The sequence below is a fragment of the Streptomyces sp. NPDC001604 genome, from assembly GCF_042893475.1.
In the GTDB taxonomy this organism is placed as follows: Bacteria; Actinomycetota; Actinomycetes; order Streptomycetales; family Streptomycetaceae; genus Streptomyces.
This window is the reverse complement of record NZ_JBIAUY010000016.1, coordinates 146,493-163,977: the sequence shown is the minus strand read 5'-3', so window position 1 is coordinate 163,977 and position 17,485 is coordinate 146,493. Positions and strand designations below refer to the sequence as shown.

At 69.1% G+C, this 17,485-nt stretch carries 18 protein-coding genes; 11 read left to right on the top strand and 7 right to left on the bottom strand.

The window, feature by feature from the left end; all coding sequences use genetic code 11:
- Positions 1 to 3: 3 nt before the first annotated feature.
- The gene (tal, locus tag ACFY1E_RS34700; protein ID WP_389083161.1) at positions 4 to 1,122 is read right to left on the bottom strand and encodes a transaldolase; all 1,119 of its coding nucleotides are present in this window, start codon (positions 1,120 to 1,122) and stop codon (positions 4 to 6) included.
- A gap of 33 nt (positions 1,123 to 1,155) precedes the next feature.
- Positions 1,156 to 3,243 carry a transketolase gene (gene tkt / locus ACFY1E_RS34695; protein WP_389083159.1) on the bottom strand — a complete coding sequence of 696 codons (2,088 nt, stop codon included), beginning with the start codon at positions 3,241 to 3,243 and terminating at the stop codon, positions 1,156 to 1,158.
- Positions 3,244 to 3,599: 356 nt separating this feature from the next.
- Between tkt and ACFY1E_RS34690 the strand changes: the two genes are divergently transcribed.
- From ACFY1E_RS34690 to ACFY1E_RS34680, 3 genes are all read left to right on the top strand, one after another.
- Positions 3,600 to 4,553, top strand: coding sequence for a heme o synthase (locus tag ACFY1E_RS34690; RefSeq protein WP_389083156.1), 954 nt, complete (start codon positions 3,600 to 3,602; stop codon positions 4,551 to 4,553).
- Between the two features lie 104 nt (positions 4,554 to 4,657).
- On the top strand, positions 4,658 to 4,990 hold the full coding sequence (locus tag ACFY1E_RS34685) for a hypothetical protein (RefSeq protein ID WP_181922503.1): 333 nt from the start codon (positions 4,658 to 4,660) through the stop codon (positions 4,988 to 4,990).
- A gap of 57 nt (positions 4,991 to 5,047) precedes the next feature.
- A complete protein-coding gene (locus ACFY1E_RS34680; RefSeq protein WP_389083153.1) occupies positions 5,048 to 6,154 on the top strand; it encodes an amidohydrolase family protein in 1,107 nt (368 codons plus the stop codon).
- A gap of 34 nt (positions 6,155 to 6,188) precedes the next feature.
- On the opposite strand, the gene ACFY1E_RS34675 is transcribed toward ACFY1E_RS34680, so the two are convergent.
- The 4 genes from ACFY1E_RS34675 to ACFY1E_RS34660 form a co-directional block, all read right to left on the bottom strand.
- The gene (locus ACFY1E_RS34675) at positions 6,189 to 7,181 is read right to left on the bottom strand and encodes a heme A synthase (RefSeq protein WP_389083348.1); all 993 of its coding nucleotides are present in this window, start codon (positions 7,179 to 7,181) and stop codon (positions 6,189 to 6,191) included.
- A gap of 86 nt (positions 7,182 to 7,267) precedes the next feature.
- Entirely contained in the window at positions 7,268 to 7,984 is a 717-nt protein-coding gene (locus ACFY1E_RS34670; protein ID WP_389083346.1) for an ABC transporter permease, read from the bottom strand.
- A gap of 50 nt (positions 7,985 to 8,034) precedes the next feature.
- Positions 8,035 to 8,958, bottom strand: a complete 924-nt coding sequence (locus ACFY1E_RS34665; protein WP_389083151.1) for an ABC transporter ATP-binding protein — start codon at positions 8,956 to 8,958, stop codon at positions 8,035 to 8,037.
- Positions 8,959 to 8,968: 10 nt separating this feature from the next.
- The gene (locus tag ACFY1E_RS34660; protein WP_389083149.1) at positions 8,969 to 9,829 is read right to left on the bottom strand and encodes an aminoglycoside N(3)-acetyltransferase; all 861 of its coding nucleotides are present in this window, start codon (positions 9,827 to 9,829) and stop codon (positions 8,969 to 8,971) included.
- 172 nt (positions 9,830 to 10,001) lie between these two features.
- Between ACFY1E_RS34660 and ACFY1E_RS34655 the strand changes: the two genes are divergently transcribed.
- The 8 genes from ACFY1E_RS34655 to ACFY1E_RS34620 are packed head-to-tail and all read left to right on the top strand — an operon-like array spanning position 10,002 to position 16,568.
- Positions 10,002 to 10,754: a helix-turn-helix transcriptional regulator gene (locus ACFY1E_RS34655; protein WP_389083147.1), complete on the top strand. Its 753-nt coding sequence runs from the start codon at positions 10,002 to 10,004 to the stop codon at positions 10,752 to 10,754.
- Positions 10,751 to 12,172 carry a Fe-S cluster assembly protein SufB gene (gene sufB, locus ACFY1E_RS34650; protein WP_344403868.1) on the top strand — a complete coding sequence of 474 codons (1,422 nt, stop codon included), beginning with the start codon at positions 10,751 to 10,753 and terminating at the stop codon, positions 12,170 to 12,172. Before ACFY1E_RS34655 ends, sufB begins: the two co-directional genes overlap by 4 nt.
- Before the next feature lie 56 nt (positions 12,173 to 12,228).
- Positions 12,229 to 13,410 (top strand): Fe-S cluster assembly protein SufD, encoded by a 1,182-nt coding sequence (gene sufD, locus ACFY1E_RS34645; protein ID WP_389083144.1) that lies wholly within the window; start codon positions 12,229 to 12,231, stop codon positions 13,408 to 13,410.
- Positions 13,410 to 13,727: a bifunctional 3-phenylpropionate/cinnamic acid dioxygenase ferredoxin subunit gene (locus tag ACFY1E_RS34640; protein ID WP_099927980.1), complete on the top strand. Its 318-nt coding sequence runs from the start codon at positions 13,410 to 13,412 to the stop codon at positions 13,725 to 13,727. The genes sufD and ACFY1E_RS34640 overlap by 1 nt, the downstream gene beginning before the upstream one ends.
- Before the next feature lie 8 nt (positions 13,728 to 13,735).
- Positions 13,736 to 14,500, top strand: coding sequence for a Fe-S cluster assembly ATPase SufC (gene sufC, locus ACFY1E_RS34635; RefSeq protein WP_115908853.1), 765 nt, complete (start codon positions 13,736 to 13,738; stop codon positions 14,498 to 14,500).
- Positions 14,497 to 15,753: a cysteine desulfurase gene (locus tag ACFY1E_RS34630; RefSeq protein WP_389083141.1), complete on the top strand. Its 1,257-nt coding sequence runs from the start codon at positions 14,497 to 14,499 to the stop codon at positions 15,751 to 15,753. The genes sufC and ACFY1E_RS34630 overlap by 4 nt, the downstream gene beginning before the upstream one ends.
- 18 nt (positions 15,754 to 15,771) lie before the next feature.
- Positions 15,772 to 16,239, top strand: a complete 468-nt coding sequence (sufU, locus tag ACFY1E_RS34625; protein WP_115908855.1) for a Fe-S cluster assembly sulfur transfer protein SufU — start codon at positions 15,772 to 15,774, stop codon at positions 16,237 to 16,239.
- Complete coding sequence (locus tag ACFY1E_RS34620; RefSeq protein WP_030403776.1) at positions 16,236 to 16,568, top strand: metal-sulfur cluster assembly factor; 333 nt, start codon at positions 16,236 to 16,238, stop codon at positions 16,566 to 16,568. The genes sufU and ACFY1E_RS34620 overlap by 4 nt, the downstream gene beginning before the upstream one ends.
- Before the next feature lie 61 nt (positions 16,569 to 16,629).
- Here the strand turns inward: ACFY1E_RS34620 and ACFY1E_RS34615 are convergent, their stop codons facing one another.
- Entirely contained in the window at positions 16,630 to 17,460 is an 831-nt protein-coding gene (locus ACFY1E_RS34615) for an AbfB domain-containing protein (protein ID WP_389083137.1), read from the bottom strand.
- Between the last annotated feature and the right edge of the window lie 25 nt (positions 17,461 to 17,485).

Below are 17,485 nucleotides of genomic sequence, written 5' to 3'. Positions count from 1 at the left end.
GTTTCAGCCCTCCGCGGGGGCGAGGCGCTCCAGCTCCGCCTCGGTCGACTTGAGCAGGTCGTTCCAGGACGCCTCGAACTTCTCGACGCCCTCGTCCTCGAGGAGCTGCACCACGTCGTCGTACGAGATCCCGAGCTTCTCGACGGCGTCGATGTCGGCGCGGGCCTGCTCGTACGTACCGGCGACGGTGTTGCCGGTGATCGAGCCGCTCTCCTCCGTGGCGTGCAGGGTGGCCTCAGGCATGGTGTTGACCGTGTTCGGCGCCACCAGGTCGTCGACGTAGAGGGTCGGCTTGTACGCCGGGTCCTTCACACCGGTGGAGGCCCACAGCGGACGCTGCTTGCGGGCGCCGGCGTTCTCCAGCTTGCTCCACCGGTCCGAGGAGAAGACCTCCTCGTACGCCTGGTAGGCGAGCCGCGCGTTGGCGACGGCGGCCTTGCCGCGCAGCGCCTTGGCCTCGTCGGTGCCCAGCTCGTCGAGCCGCTTGTCGATCTCGGTGTCCACACGGGACACGAAGAAGGACGCCACGGAACGGATCTGCGAGAGGTCCAGGCCGCGCTCCTTGGCCTTCTCCAGGCCCAAGAGGTAGGCGTCCATGACCTCGCGGTAGCGCTCCAGCGAGAAGATCAGCGTCACGTTGACGCTGATGCCGAGGCCGATGACCTCGGTGATCGCCGGCAGACCCGCCTTGGTGGCCGGGATCTTGATGAGCGTGTTCGGGCGGTCGACGAGCCACGCCAGCTGCTTGGCCTCGGCGACCGTCGCCCTGGTGTTGTGCGCCAGACGCGGGTCGACCTCGATCGACACGCGGCCGTCCTGGCCGTCGGTGGCGTCGAAGACCGGGCGCAGGATGTCGGCGGCGTCCCGGACGTCCGCCGTGGTGATCATGCGGACGGCCTCTTCGACGGTGACCTTGCGGGCGGCGAGGTCCGCGAGCTGCTGCTCGTAACCGTCGCCCGACGAGATCGCCTTCTGGAAGATCGTCGGGTTGGTGGTGACGCCCACGACGTGCTGCTGGTCGACCAGTTCGGCGAGGTTGCCGGACGTGATCCGCTTGCGCGACAGGTCGTCCAGCCAGATCGCGACGCCTTCTTCGGAGAGGCGCTTGAGTGCGTCTGTCATGGAATTACATCTCCTACGTGTCGTATATGGGCGTCAGCGCTGAGCGGCGGTGAGGGATTCCCGGGCCTTGGCGGCCACGTTCTCGGCAGTGAAGCCGAACTCCTGGAAGAGCACCTTGCCGTCGGCGGAAGCACCGAAGTGCTCCAGGGAAACGATGCGACCGGCGTCCCCGACGTACTTGTGCCAGGTGAGACCGATGCCCGCCTCGACCGCGACCCGCGCCTTCACCTGCGGCGGCAGGACGCTGTCCCGGTACCCCTGGTCCTGCTCCTCGAACCACTCCACGGACGGCATGGACACGACCCGCGTCGGCACGCCGTCGGCCTGCAGCTGCTCGCGCGCCTCGACGGCGATGTGCACCTCGGAACCGGTGGCGATCAGGATGACCTGTGCGTCGCCGCCCTCGGCCTCGAACAGGACGTAACCGCCCTTGGCCGCGTCCTCGTTGGGCTCGTACGTCGGCACGCCCTGACGGGTCAGCGCCAGGCCGTGCGGGGCGCCCTTGCCGAACTCCTTGGTGTACCGCTTGAGGATCTCGCGCCAGGCGATGGCGGTCTCGTTGGCGTCGGCCGGGCGGACCACGTTCAGGCCCGGGATGGCCCGCAGGGACGCGAGGTGCTCGATCGGCTGGTGCGTCGGGCCGTCCTCACCGAGACCGATGGAGTCGTGCGTCCACACGTACGTCACCGGCAGGTGCATCAGCGCCGACAGACGCACCGCGTTGCGCATGTAGTCGGAGAAGACCAGGAACGTACCGCCGTAGATACGGGTGTGGCCGTGCAGCGCGATGCCGTTCATCTCCGCGGCCATGGAGTGCTCGCGGATGCCGTAGTGGATCGTGCGGCCGTACGGGTTCGCCTCCGGCAGCGGGTTGTCCGCCGGCAGGAACGAACTGTTCTTGTCGATGGTCGTGTTGTTCGACCCGGCGAGGTCGGCGGAGCCGCCCCACAGCTCGGGGATGACCGCACCCAGTGCCTGCAGCACCTTGCCGGAGGCGGCACGCGTGGCGACACCCTTGCCCGGCTCGAAGACGGGGAGCTTGTCCTCCCAGCCGGCGGGCAGCTCACCCGCGTTGATGCGGTCGAACTCGGCGGCGCGCTCGGGGTTGTTCTGCCGCCACAGCTGGAAGGACTTCTCCCACTCGGCCTTCGCCTCGCGGCCCCGCTCCAGCGCCTGGCGGGTGTGCTTGATGACGTCGTCGGAGACCTCGAAGGACTGCTCCGGGTCGAAGCCGAGGACGCGCTTGGTGGCGGCCACCTCGTCGTCGCCGAGCGCCGAGCCGTGCGCGGCCTCGGTGTTCTGTGCGTTGGGGGCGGGCCAGGCGATGATCGAGCGCATCGCGATGAAGGACGGCTTGTCCGTCACCTGCTTCGCGGCCTCGATCGCGTTGTAGATGGCGTGCGGGTCCAGGTCGCCGTCGGGCTTCGGGGCGATGCGCTGGACGTGCCAGCCGTAGGCCTCGTACCGCTTGACGGTGTCCTCGGAGACGGCCGTCTCGGTGTCGCCCTCGATCGAGATGTGGTTGTCGTCCCACAGCAGGATCAGATTGCCGAGCTTCTGGTGGCCGGCCAGCGAGGACGCCTCGGCGGAGATGCCCTCCTGGAGGCAGCCGTCACCGGCGATCGCGAAGACGAAGTGGTCGAAGGGGGACTCGCCCTGCGGGGCGTCCGGGTCGAACAGACCGCGCTCGTAGCGGGCGGCCATCGCCATGCCCACGGCGTTGGCGACACCCTGGCCCAGCGGGCCGGTCGTCGTCTCGACACCCTTGGTGTGGCCGTACTCGGGGTGGCCCGGGGTCTTCGAGCCCCAGGTGCGGAAGGCCTTGAGGTCGTCCAGCTCCAGGCCGAAGCCGGCCAGGTAGAGCTGCGTGTAGAGGGTCAGGGACGAGTGGCCGGCGGACAGCACGAAGCGGTCGCGGGCAACCCAGTCCGGGTCGGCCGGGTCGTGCCGCATCACCTTCTGGAAGAGGGTGTAGGCGGCGGGCGCCAGGCTCATCGCCGTACCCGGATGGCCGTTGCCGACCTTCTGTACGGCGTCGGCGGCCAGGACGCGGGCGGTGTCCACGGCCCGCTGGTCCAACTCGGTCCACTCGAGGTCTGTGGTGGTCGGCTTGGTGCTCACCCTGAGTCAGGGCTCCTCTCCACATGTCACGCATGTCGAATGCCGGCGCACTGGACGCCCACCGGCCGCTGTCGAGCCTACCCCTGTAAGTACGTGCAATTTTTCGAGTCATTCCAGACTGCCGGGCCTACAGGGGATCCGCCTCCCGACTGGGCAGATCGCATTCGGCAACTGAATACGGAGCGGCTCATCCGAGTGCTCAATCGAGCTCTCGATCGAGCTTGTGTACGGCCCCTCCCAACACGACCCCACCCCCGCGAAGGTCGGGGTATGGGCAACGTCTACAGTGGCGTGGTACGCGCGAGCCTTTACCGGGACTTCACAGGGGTGAGGCTTGCTGGGATGTCTCTGTAGGGGTGTGCGTGACGGCCGTCGAATCCCGTCCAGCGGGTGCGCTGGGGGAGAGCAGGAGCTCGAGTCACCGGCCGTTCGGGGCCCGTGTCAAGGCGTTCGTGGCGCTCACCAAGCCGCGGATCATCGAGCTGCTGCTCATCACCACCGTTCCGGTGATGTTCCTCGCCCAGCAGGGCGTGCCGGACCTGACGCTGGTGCTGCTCACCTGCGTAGGCGGCTACCTGTCGGCGGGCGGCGCCAACGCGCTGAACATGTACATCGACCGCGACATCGACGCCCTCATGGACCGCACCTCGCAGCGCCCGCTGGTCACCGGCATGGTCAGCCCGCGCGAGTGCCTCGCCTTCGGCATCACCCTCGCGGTCGTGTCGACGCTCCTGTTCGGCCTCACCGTCAACTGGCTGAGCGCCTGGCTCTCCCTCGGCGCACTCCTCTTCTACGTCGTCGTCTACACGATGATCCTCAAGCGCCGTACCTCGCAGAACATCGTGTGGGGCGGCATCGCGGGCTGCCTGCCGGTGCTCATCGGCTGGTCGTCCGTCACGAACTCCATGTCGTGGGCGCCGATCATCCTCTTCCTCGTCATGTTCTTCTGGACACCGCCGCACTACTGGCCGCTGTCCATGAAGGTCAAGGAGGACTACGCGCGCGTGGGCGTGCCGATGCTGCCGGTCGTCGCCTCCAACAAGGTGGTCGCCAAGCAGATCGTGATCTACAGCTGGGTGATGGTCGCGGTCTCGCTCCTGCTCACCCCGCTCGGCTACACGGGCTGGTTCTACACGCTCGTGGCGCTGCTGGCCGGCGGCTTCTGGCTCTGGGAGGCGCACGGCCTGCAGAACCGGGCCAAGGCCGAGGTGACGGGCGCGAAGCTGAAGGAGATGCGCCTGTTCCACTGGTCCATCACCTATGTGTCGATCCTCTTCGTGGCGGTCGCGGTGGACCCCTTCCTCCGTTAGTCCTTCTCAGTCTTTCTTTGTACGTCGCTTCGGGCGGGGTGCGTGGTCAAGGCCACGCACCCCGCCCGTCGCCGTTTGATCTACCCGTCGGTAGCATCCTGACCATGGCAGAGACTCAGCAGGTTGACCCGAAGGCCGAGCGCAAGGTGGCGCGGCTCGCCAAGCAGATCAGCGCCTTCTCCAAGGCGCACGGCGGGGCCGAGGGCCAGGTGGCCTACATCGGGGAGCGTGGCGCGCGCATCGTCCTGGTCGGCGAGGACGGCGGCTGGGGCGACCTGGTGGCGCCCTCGTACGAGCTGGCCGAGAAGGCGGTGGAGAAGGCCGGCATCACCGTCCACGAGGACTTCGACGGCGAGTTCGCGGCCAAGGTGAAGACGGGCCGGTACGAGTGGACGCGCATGGCGGGGATCCAGGTGGGCGGTCCCAGCAACACCTAGTGCCGGGTTCACCCGTTAGGCCCTGCGACAGCAGGGGCCAGCACACGGGGAGTCCGGATGATCGAAACGCCGTCCCTCGTGGACCAGTACTGCCACGGCGTACTGAGGACGGAGCTGGGCCTCGGCACCTTCGAGGCCCAGCTGTCCCGCACCGAGGGCCCGCCCGCGCCCGGCACCACCCTCTTCGACACACAGACGGGGTTCGCCGTACGACGCTGGTGCCCTCCGCTGCTCGGCCTGGAACCGCACTGTCCGCCCGCCCGCTATCTCGCCCGCCGTCGTGAACTGGGCGTACTGGAAACGGGCCGCAGGCTGCTGCGCGGCAGCGGCATCACGACGTATCTGGTCGACACGGGCCTGCCCGGCGATCTGACCGGCCCCTCCGAGCTGGCGTCCGCCGGGGCCGCCGAGGCCCGCGAGATCGTCCGCCTCGAGTTACTGGCCGAACAGGTCGCCGACACCTCCGGCACCGTGGAGTCCTTCCTCGCCAACCTCGCCGAGTCGGTGCACGCCGCGGCCGCGACCGCCGTGGCCTTCACGTCGGTCGCGGGCGTAAGGCACGGTCTGGCGCTCGCGCCCGAGCCGCCGGGGCCGGGGGAGGTGCGGGGCGCCGCCGGCCGGTGGCTGGCCGGGCGCAGGGTCGGCGGCGAGCTGACCGATGCCGTGCTCCTGCGGCATCTGCTGTGGATCGCGATCGCCTCGGGCCTCCCGCTCCAGCTCCACGCGGGCCTCGGTGAACCGGGCCAGCGCATCGACCGCACCGACCCGGTGCTGCTCACGGACTTCGTCCGCGCGACGGCGGGTCTGGGCACCGACCTGGTCCTGCTGCACGGCTACCCCTACCATCGCCACGCCGCCCACCTGGCGGGCGTCTTCCCGCACGTCTACGCCGACTCGGGCGCCGCCCTGGTCCGCACCGGCGCCCGCGCCGCAACCGTCCTCGCCGAGATCCTGGAACTGGCCCCCTTCGGCAAGATCCTCTTCTCCAGCGGCGCCCACGGCCTGCCCGAACTGCACGTCGTGGGGGCGCGACTGTTCCGGGAGGCCCTGGGGCGCGTGCTGGGCGGCTGGGTCGCCGAGGGGGCGTGGTCGCTGGCGGACGCGCAGCGCGTGGCGGGCATGGTGGCGGCGGGGAATGCGCGCAGGGTGTACGGACTGGAGTGAGGCGTACTGGAGTGAGGCGTACCGGACCAGAGCCTCAGGCCCGAGTGCCCACCGTCACCTCGGTCGCCGGCCCGGGCAGGTCGGCAACCGCCTCCGGCCGCTCCCGCAGGGCCAGCAGCACCCGCAGCGCCCAGATCCAGATCAGGCAGGAGCCGAACATGTGCAGCCCGACGAGGACCTCGGGCAGGTGCGTGAAGTACTGGACGTAGCCGATGACGCCCTGCGCGAGCAGTACCAGGAACAGCTCCCGGGTGCGCGCCAGCGGGTCCTTGGGGGCGTCGACCGCCTTCAGGACGAACCACAGGGCGAAGGCCAGCGTCACCACGATCCATGCGAGCACCGCGTGCAGCTTGGCGACCGTCTCCCAGTCGATCGGGATGCGCTCGACCTCCTTGGAGTCACCCGCGTGCGGGCCCGCGCCGGTGACCACCGTGCCCACCACGATCAGCAGCACGGTGGCGAGGACCAGGAACCACACCATCTGCTGCACCGGCTTGCCGACCAGCGCGCGGGGCGCCCCGTCGCCCTCGCGGGTGCGCTGCCACATCACGACGGCTACCGCGATCAGCGCGGAGGCGAGCAGGAAGTGGGCGGCGACCGTGTACGGGTTGAGGCCGACCAGGACCACGATGCCGCCGAGCACCGCATTGCTCATGACCAGCCAGAACTGGGCCCAGCCCAGACGGGTCAGGCTGCGCCGGTACGGCTTCTCCGAGCGCGCGGCGACGATCGCCCAGCCGATGGCGGCGCACAGCACATACGTCAGCATGCGGTTGCCGAACTCGATGGCGCTGTGGAAGTTCATCTCGCCCGTCGGCGCGAGCGAGTTCGCGGTGCACTTGGGCCAGGTCGGGCAGCCGAGCCCGGAGCCGGTCAGTCGCACCGCACCGCCGGTGACCACGATGACCACCGACATGACGAGCGCGGAGAGAGCCGACCGCTGGACCGTCCGGGGCTCGGGGGTCCAGCGTCCGGCGATGAAGGAGAGCGGGTTGCGCAGGGCCGCCACGGCGTCGGCGCGGGTCACGTTTGGCACGGGCCCATCGTAGGCGGGCCGCTTGTGCACGCGTTCACGAGGGTCCCGCGAAGCCCCTGTCCCCGTACTGCTGCGGGCTACTCCCAGCGGAAGAACCTGCCGGCCGCCGCGAGCCCCACGACCGCCCAGACGGCCAGAATCCCCAGGTCACCCCACGGCATCCCGGCCCCGTGCTGCAGCACGTCCCGCAACCCGTCGGAGAGGGCGGAGATCGGCAGGAGTCCCAGCACGTCCTGGGCGCCCTGCGGGAACTTGTCCATCGGCACGATCACGCCGCCGCCCACGAGCAGCAGCAGGAAGACCAGGTTGGCGGCGGCCAGGGTCGCCTCCGCCTTCAGCGTGCCCGCCATGAGGAGACCGAGGCCGGAGAAAGCCGCCGTACCGAGGATCAGCAACAGCAGGACGGCGGCCGGGTTGCCGTGCGGCGACCAGCCCAGCGCGAAGGCGATCACGGTCAGGAGGATCACCTGAAGGATCTCCGTGACCAGCACCGACGCCGTCTTCGCGGTCATCAGGCCCCAGCGGGGGAGCGGCGAGGAGGCCAGGCGCTTCAGGACGCCGTAGCGGCGCTCGAAACCCGTGGCGATCGCCTGGCCGGTGAACGCCGTCGACATCACGGCAAGCGCCAGGATGCCGGGAGCGAGGAAGTCGACGGACTTGCCCGCGCCCGTGTCGACGATGTCCACCGAGCTGAACAGGACCAGCAGGAGGGTCGGGATCACGACCGTCAGCAGGAGCTGCTCGCCGTTGCGCAGCAGCATCTTCGTCTCGAGCGCGGCCTGGGCCGCGATCATGCGGGGGAGGGGGGCCGCGCCCGGCTTCGGGGTGTAGAGGCCGGTGGTCGTCACGAACGCAGCTCCTTGCCGGTGAGCTCCAGAAACACGTCTTCGAGGGTGTGCCGCTCGACCGAGATCCTGTCCGGCATCACGCCGTGCTGCGCGCACCAGGACGCCACCGTCGCCAGCAGCTGCGGGTCGACCTTGCCGACGACCCGGTAGGAGCCCGGGGTCAGCTCCGCGGCCGAGCAGTCGGCAGGGAGTGCCTTGAGGAGGGAGCCCACGTCCAGGCCGGGGCGGCCGGTGAAGCGGAGCGTGTTCTCGGCGCCGCCGCGGCACAGCTCCTCCGGGGAGCCCTGAGCGATGACCCGGCCGGCGTCGATGATCGCGACGTCGTCGGCGAGCTGTTCGGCCTCGTCCATGTAGTGCGTGGTGAGGATCACGGAGACGCCGTCGGCGCGCAGGTCGCGGACCAGGTCCCAGGTGGCGTGCCGGGCCTGCGGATCGAGGCCCGCGGTCGGTTCGTCCAGGAACACCAGCTCCGGGCGGCCCACGACGGCCATCGCGAGCGCGAGGCGCTGCTGCTGGCCGCCGGAGAGGCGGCGGTATGTCGTACGGCCGCAGGAACCGAGGCCGAGCCGTTCTATCAGGGCGTCCACGTCCAGCGGGTCGGCGTGCAGCCTGGCCACGTGCCGCAGCATCTCGTCCGCCCGTGCGCCCGAGTAGACGCCGCCGGACTGCAGCATCACGCCGATGCGCGGATGCAGTTGACGTGCCTGCCGCACCGGGTCGAGCCCGAGGACGCGCACCGTGCCCGAGTCCGGTCTGCGGTATCCCTCGCAGGTCTCGACGGTCGTGGTCTTGCCCGCGCCGTTCGGGCCGAGTACGGCGGTCACGCCCGCCTGGGCCACCAGGTCGAGGCCGTCCACAGCGGTTTTGGTGCCGTACCGCTTCACCAAGGCCTGAACCTGGACCACGGGCTCACTTCGCATGGGCCAGAGTCTAGGTACGGGTCCCACGGCCCGGACGGGCGGGTGCAGGATCTCCACTCCCAGGGGGTGCGGGGACCTCGTCCTCACGGGACCGGTGCACCGCCAGCCACCGCTCCGCGTACGCCACCGCACCCGCCACGGTGAACAGCCGGACGTCGGCGGCGCCCACCCTCCCGCGGACGACGGCACGGTCCCGCTCGAAGTCGTACCCCAACTCGTCGAACCGCTCGGAGGTGATCGAGACCTCCGTCACCGTCTCCCAGCCGCCCCCGGGCGCGGGGCGCCCTACCGCGACGAGCGGCGACGGTATCCGGTACTCGGCGAGATGGAAGCAGGTGCACGAGCCGTATCCCGCGCCGAGCAGCAGCACCCGGGCGCCCAGCCGCTCCAGCCGCGCCAGCGGGCTGCGCTCGCCCAGCCGGCAGTCGGTCGCATGGTCGTCGACGATCTCCGCCGCGCGCGGGCCGAGTGCCGCGAAGGACGTCTGCGGATGCGCGCTGCGGAGGGCGCCCGGCCAGGTGCGCACGGTCTCCGGGATCACCCCGACCCCGCGCGAGGGTGTGACCAGCGGGTCGTAGGCGGGCATGGTGGCCCGGATCCGCTCCCACCACTCCTCGGGCACCGGAGGGTTCGCCCACAGCGCCGGGTCCGAGAGGTCGCCGGTCTGGGTCGGGACGACGATCGTGCCCGCACGGCCGACAGCGTCGAGAAGACCTTGCACGACCGCGACGGCACCTCCACACACCCAGCCGAGGCTGCTGAGGGAGGAGTGCACCAGGAGGGTCTCGCCGGTCTCCACGCCCAGCAGGCGCAGCTCTGTGGCGACGGTGTCGCGGGTGACAAGAGGGCCGGTGGGAGGGGGTGTCGGCATGGTTGGGGAGTGTTCCCGAAGGGGCCCCGGGGCGCCACCGAATTGGCCCGGATCTGATCGATCAAAGATCGTTTCCGCAGGTCAGGTTAGGGGTGCCTAAGTGACGCAGGGCACCGTCCAGCGGCCGGGACGTGGCTTGCCCGGTCCTGAGGAATTACGCAACAATGGCGTTGTGAAAAACGTCGGCGAGGCTCTGGAGACCCCCACGGGGTCGCACCAGGAAGAGTACGCGACCGGTGAGCGCTCCACGCGCAACCGCGTCGCGCGGTCGATCCTGGACCACGGGCCGTCGACCGTCACCGAGCTGGCCGGGCGCCTCGGGCTCACCCCCGCGGCCGTACGACGGCATCTGGACGCGCTGGTCGCGGACGACGTCGTGGAGCCGAGGGAGCAGCGGGTGTACGGCGCGCGCACGCGCGGCCGTCCCGCCAAGGTGTTCGCGCTGACCGACTGCGGCCGTGACGCCTTCGACCAGTCCTACGACAAGCTGGCCGCGGACGCCCTGCGCTGGATCGCGGAGCGCTTCGGCGGGGACGAGGCGGTGGTCGCCTTCGCACGCGCGAGGATCGCGGAGCAGGCCGCCGCCTACCGCAAGGCGATCGAGGCCGCCGCCCCCGAACAGCGCACCGAAGCCCTGGCCAAGGCCCTGAGCGCGGACGGGTACGCTGCTACGGCGCGCAGCGCCCCCCTCCCGCAAAAAGGTGAGCAGCTCTGCCAGCACCACTGCCCGGTGGCCCATGTCGCGGAGAAGTTCCCGCAGCTGTGCGAGGCGGAGACCGAGATCTTCTCCCAGCTGCTCGGCACGCACGTCCAGCGGCTGGCGACCATCGCGCACGGCGACGGCGTCTGCACGACGTTCATCCCAAAGATTTCCAAGACCACAGACAACGCAACTGCAAGCACGGCCGGGAGGAACCCCGCATGACTCTCCCCACGGAGACTGCCCACCCTGAGCTCGAGGGTCTGGGCAAGTACGAATACGGCTGGGCCGACTCCGACGAGGCCGGTGCCTCTGCCAAGCGCGGTCTCAGCGAGGACGTCGTCCGGGACATCTCCGCCAAGAAGAACGAGCCGGAGTGGATGACCAAGCTCCGTCTCAAGGGTCTGCGCCTGTTCGAGAAGAAGCCCATGCCGAACTGGGGCTCCGACCTCTCGGGCATCGACTTCGACAACATCAAGTACTTCGTGCGCTCCACGGAGAAGCAGGCGGAGTCCTGGGAGGACCTGCCCGAGGACATCAAGAACACGTACGACAAGCTCGGCATCCCGGAGGCGGAGAAGCAGCGCCTCGTCGCCGGTGTCGCGGCCCAGTACGAGTCCGAGGTCGTCTACCACCAGATCCGTGAGGACCTGGAGGAGCAGGGCGTCATCTTCCTGGACACCGACACCGCCCTGAAGGAGCACCCCGAGCTCTTCAAGGAGTACTTCGGCACGGTCATCCCGGTCGGCGACAACAAGTTCGCGTCGCTGAACACCGCGGTGTGGTCCGGCGGCTCCTTCATCTACGTGCCGAAGGGCGTGCACGTGGAGATCCCGCTCCAGGCCTACTTCCGTATCAACACGGAGAACATGGGCCAGTTCGAGCGGACGCTGATCATCGTCGACGAGGACGCCTACGTCCACTACGTCGAGGGCTGTACGGCGCCGATCTACAAGTCGGACTCCCTGCACTCCGCGGTCGTCGAGATCATCGTCAAGAAGGGCGCCCGCTGCCGCTACACGACCATCCAGAACTGGTCGAACAACGTCTACAACCTGGTCACCAAGCGCGCCGTGGCGTACGAGGGCGCGACCATGGAGTGGATCGACGGCAACATCGGCTCCAAGGTCACCATGAAGTACCCGGCCGTCTACCTGATGGGCGAGCACGCCAAGGGCGAGACCCTGTCCATCGCCTTCGCGGGCGAGGGCCAGCACCAGGACGCCGGCTCCAAGATGGTCCACATGGCGCCGAACACCTCCTCCAACATCGTCTCGAAGTCCGTGGCGCGTGGTGGTGGCCGTACCTCCTACCGCGGTCTGGTCGAGATCGGTGAGGGCGCCGCCGGATCCAAGTCGAACGTGCTGTGCGACGCGCTGCTCGTCGACACCATCTCCCGCTCCGACACGTACCCCTACGTGGACGTCCGCGAGGACGACGTGTCCATGGGCCACGAGGCCACCGTCTCCAAGGTCTCCGAGGATCAGCTCTTCTACCTGATGAGCCGCGGTCTCTCCGAGTTCGAGGCGATGGCGATGATCGTGCGCGGCTTCGTCGAGCCCATCGCGAAGGAGCTGCCCATGGAGTACGCGCTGGAACTCAACCGGCTGATCGAGCTCCAGATGGAAGGCGCGGTCGGCTGACGCCAACTGCCGCCCCATCAAGCCACTTACGTAAGAAAGCGAGCAGACCGACAGCCATGGCTGAGGCTCAGAACATCCCCGTGGGCTCCACCACCGCGGGCCAGATCGCGGTGGCCGCCGAGTCGACCGTCGCCACACGCATGAGCGCGCCCCCGTCCTTCGACGTCGCGGACTTCCCGGTCCCGCACGGCCGCGAGGAGGAGTGGCGGTTCACCCCGCTGGAGCGCCTGCGCGGGCTGCACGACGGCACCGCCGTCGCGACCGGCGAGGGCGTGAAGGTCGAGGTCGAGGCCCCCGAGGGCGTCACCGTCGAGATCGTCGACCGTGACGACGCCCGGATCGGCAAGGCGGGCACCCCGGTGGACCGCATCGCCGCCCAGGCGTACTCGGCGTTCGAGAAGGCCGGCGTGGTCACCGTCCCCAAGGAGACGGTGCTCACCGAGCCGATCCGCATCGCCGTGCACGGCGAGGGCGGGGTCGCCTACGGCCACCAGGTCGTGGAGCTCGGAGCCTTCGCCGAGGCCGTCGTCGTCATCGACCACACCGGTGACGCGGTGCTCGCCGCCAACGTCGACTACATCCTGGGCGACGGTGCCAAGCTGACCGTCGTCTCCGTCCAGGACTGGGACGACAAGGCCGTGCACGTGGCCCAGCACAACGCCCTCATCGGGCGCGACGCCTCGTTCAAGTCGGTCGTGGTGACCTTCGGCGGCGACGTCGTACGGCTGCACCCGCGCGTCTCCTACGCGGGCACCGGCGGCGAGGCCGAGCTGTTCGGGCTGTACTTCACGGACGCCGGCCAGCACCAGGAGCACCGCCTCCTGGTCGACCACAACGTCCCGCACTGCAAGTCCAACGTCGTCTACAAGGGCGCGCTGCAGGGCGAGGGCGCCCACGCGGTGTGGATCGGCGACGTCCTCATCGAGGCCAAGGCCGAGGGCACGGACACGTACGAGATGAACCGGAACCTCGTCCTCACGGACGGCGCCCGGGTCGACTCCGTGCCCAACCTCGAGATCGAGACCGGCGAGATCGTCGGCGCGGGGCACGCGAGCGCCACCGGCCGCTTCGACGACGAGCAGCTCTTCTACCTGATGGCCCGCGGCATCCCGGCCGACGAGGCCCGTCGCCTGGTGGTCCGCGGCTTCTTCGCCGAGCTGGTCCAGCAGATCGGCGTCGACGACATCCAAGAGCGCCTTCTCGTGAAGATCGACGAGGAGCTGGAGGCCACAGTCTGATGGCCTTCGTACGCGCCTGTGCGCTGAGCGAGCTGGAGGAGGACACCCCGAAGCGGGTGGAACTCGACGGCACGCCCATCTCGGTCGTGCAGACCGAGGGCGAAGTGTTCGCGATCCACGACATCTGCTCGCACGCGAACGTCTCGCTCTCCGAGGGCGAGGTGGAGGACTGCCAGATCGAGTGCTGGCTGCACGGCTCCAGCTTCGACCTGCGTACCGGCAAGCCGTCCGGCCTGCCCGCGACGCGCCCCGTCCCCGTATACCCCGTAAAGATCGAAGGGGACGACGTGCTCGTCTCCCTCAACCAGGAGTCCTGAGGCAATCCATGGCAACGCTTGAAATCCGAGACCTGCGCGTCACCGTCGAGGCCGACAACGCCACGAAGGAGATCCTCAAGGGCGTCGACCTGACCGTGAAGCAGGGCGAGACGCACGCCATCATGGGCCCCAACGGCTCCGGCAAGTCGACCCTCGCCTACTCCCTCGCGGGCCACCCCAAGTACACGATCACCGGCGGCACCGTCACCCTCGACGGCGAGGACGTCCTGGAGATGTCCGTCGACGAGCGCGCCCGCGCCGGCCTGTTCCTCGCGATGCAGTACCCGGTCGAGGTTCCCGGCGTCTCCGTGTCGAACTTCCTCCGTACGTCCGCCACGGCCATCCGCGGCGAGGCCCCCAAGCTGCGCACCTGGGTGAAGGAGGTCAAGGAGGCCATGGAGCGCCTCAACATGGACCCCTCCTTCGCCGAGCGCAACGTCAACGAGGGCTTCTCCGGCGGTGAGAAGAAGCGCCACGAGATCCTGCAGCTCGAACTGCTCAAGCCGAAGATCGCGATTCTCGACGAGACCGACTCCGGCCTCGACGTCGACGCGCTCCGGGTCGTCTCCGAGGGCGTCAACCGCGTCCGTGAGACCGGCGAGGTCGGCACCCTGCTGATCACGCACTACACGCGCATCCTGCGCTACATCAAGCCCGACCACGTCCATGTGTTCGCCGGCGGCAAGATCGTCGAGTCCGGCGGTGCCGAGCTCGCCGACAAGCTGGAGAACGAGGGCTACGAGGCATACACGAAGGGTGGCGCATCCGAGTGACCCAGCTGCCGGGCCTCCTCGACACTGAGGCGATCCGCAAGGACTTCCCCATCCTGGACCGTCAGGTCCACGACGGGCAGAAGCTCGTGTACCTGGACAACGCGGCGACCTCGCAGAAGCCGCGCCAGGTGCTGGACGCCCTGAACGAGTACTACGAGCGCTACAACGCCAACGTCCATCGCGGTGTGCATGTGCTCGCCGAGGAGGCCACGGCGCTGTACGAGGGCGCGCGGGACAAGGTCGCGTCGTTCATCAACGCGCCCAGCCGCGACGAGGTGATCTTCACCAAGAACGCCTCCGAGTCGCTCAACCTCGTGGCGAACATGCTGGGCTGGGCCGACGAGCCCTACCGCGTGGACCACGAGACCGAGATCGTCATCACGGAGATGGAGCACCACTCCAACATCGTGCCGTGGCAGCTGCTGTCGCAGCGCACGGGCGCGAAGCTGAAGTGGTTCGGCCTGACCGACGACGGCCGCCTCGACCTGTCCAACATCGACGAGGTCATCACCGAGAAGACGAAGATCGTCTCCTTTGTGCTGGTGTCGAACATCCTCGGCACGGTCAACCCGGTCGAGGCGATAGTCCGCCGCGCCCAGGAGGTCGGTGCGCTGGTCTGCATCGACGCCTCGCAGGCCGCCCCGCACATGCCGCTGGACGTCCAGTCGCTGCAGGCCGACTTCGTGGCCTTCACCGGCCACAAGATGTGCGGCCCGACCGGCATCGGCGTCCTGTGGGGCCGGCAGGAGCTCCTGGAGGACCTGCCGCCGTTCCTCGGCGGCGGCGAGATGATCGAGACCGTGTCCATGCACTCGTCGACGTACGCTCCCGCCCCGCACAAGTTCGAGGCGGGCACCCCGCCGATCGCGCAGGCGGTGGGTCTCGGAGCGGCGATCGACTATCTGCAGTCGATCGGCATGGACAAGATCCTGGCCCACGAGCACGCCCTCACCGAGTACGCGGTGAAGAAGCTGGGCGAGGTCCCGGACCTGCGGATCATCGGCCCGACCACGGCCGAGGACCGCGGCGCGGCGATCTCCTTCACACTCGGCGACATCCACCCGCACGACGTGGGCCAGGTCCTCGACGAGCAGGGCATCGCGGTCCGCGTCGGCCACCACTGCGCACGGCCCGTGTGCCTCCGCTACGGAATTCCTGCGACCACGCGAGCGTCGTTCTATCTGTACTCCACGCCGGCCGAGATCGATGCACTGGTCGAGGGGCTGGAGCACGTACGGAACTTCTTCGGCTGAGGGACGTGAGCTGAGACAGTGAAGCTGGACTCGATGTACCAGGAAGTCATCCTGGACCACTACAAGAACCCGCACGGGCGTGGTCTTCGGGATGGCGACGCCGAGGTGCACCACGTGAACCCGACGTGCGGCGACGAGATCACCCTGCGCGTGAAGTACGACGGCACGAAGATCGAGGACGTCTCCTACGAGGGCCAGGGCTGCTCGATCAGCCAGGCCTCGGCCTCCGTCCTGAACGAACTGCTGGTCGGCAAGGACCTGACGGACGCCCAGAAGATCCAGGAGACCTTCCTGGAGCTGATGCAGTCCAAGGGCCGGATCGAGCCGGACGACGCGATGGAGGAGGTGCTGGAGGACGCGGTCGCGTTCGCCGGTGTCTCCAAGTACCCGGCCCGGGTCAAGTGCGCCCTCCTCAGCTGGATGGCGTGGAAGGACGCGACGGCCCAGGCCCTGGGCGGAGCCGACGCCGAAAGGAAGACCGCATGAGCGAGACCGTGGAGATGAAGCCGGCCTCGGAGGAGGAGCTCCGCGAGGCCCTGATGGACGTCGTCGACCCCGAGCTGGGCATCGACGTCGTCAACCTCGGCCTGATCTACGGCATCCACGTCGACGACGCGAACATCGCGACCGTCGACATGACCCTGACCTCGGCGGCCTGCCCGCTGACGGACGTCATCGAGGACCAGGCCAAGTCCGCCACGGACGGCCTCGTCAGCGAGCTGCGCATCAACTGGGTGTGGATGCCGCCGTGGGGCCCCGACAAGATCACGGACGACGGCCGCGAGCAGCTGCGGGCGCTCGGGTTCAACGTCTGAGGTACCCCCGCTGCTTGAAGGACAACGGCGACGCCCTGAGGGCGTCGCCGTTCTCGTGTCCTCAGGCCAGCCCGGCAACGAACCGGAACGCCGAGTCCGCCCGGTAGACGTCGTCGTACTGGTAGGGATCCAGCTTCAGCTGGAAGTTCTGGTGCCGCAGGAACCGGCCCGGATAGTTCACCGACTCCAGCATGACCGCGCCCGAGTATGCGGAGGCCCGGGGGCAGAACGTGGCGTCCTGCTTGAAGAGGTGGGAGCCGTCGTTCGGTTCGTCGCGGAGCAGGAAGTTGCGGTGGCGCAGGTACTTGCCGTCGTGCGTGGCGAATGAGTAACAGGAGCTGTCCGCCAGGCCCTTGACCACCTTGAAGGTGGAGTCCTGGCGGGACTCCGAGCCGGCCGGCGGGTCGAGCTTCACGTAGTCGCCGCTCACATGCCAGTAGCGGCCGGGGTAGTTCACCGACTGCACGGACCGGTAGGTGGCCGACGGTTTCGAGTGGCTCGGCGAACTCGTATGAGAGGTGGGCGGCTTGGACGGCTTGCTGCCGCCCGCCGCCGAGTCGTGCGGACTGGGCGAGGGGGACGTGCTGGTCCGCGCGGGCGACGGGCCGCTCTTGCCGGCGGGCGTCGTGACGCCGTCCGTGGACGGGGTGGCGAAGGAGATCAGACCCGGGGGCGTTTCGGCGACGGCCGACGACGGGATCCCGGACGCCTGCGTCGGGCGGTCGGAGTCCCTGTCCATCACGGCTATCGCCGTGGCGCAGGCGACGATCGTCGACAGGGCCAGTGCGCCGGCCAGCCAGAGTCTTCGGGTTCCCGGGGCTCGGGAGGTGTCAGGGGTCCAGCCGTTCTCCCAGGGCTGGTTCCGGGGTGGCTGGGGGGTGGTTTCTGGCATGCGCTGTTCCTCCAGCGGCGCCCGA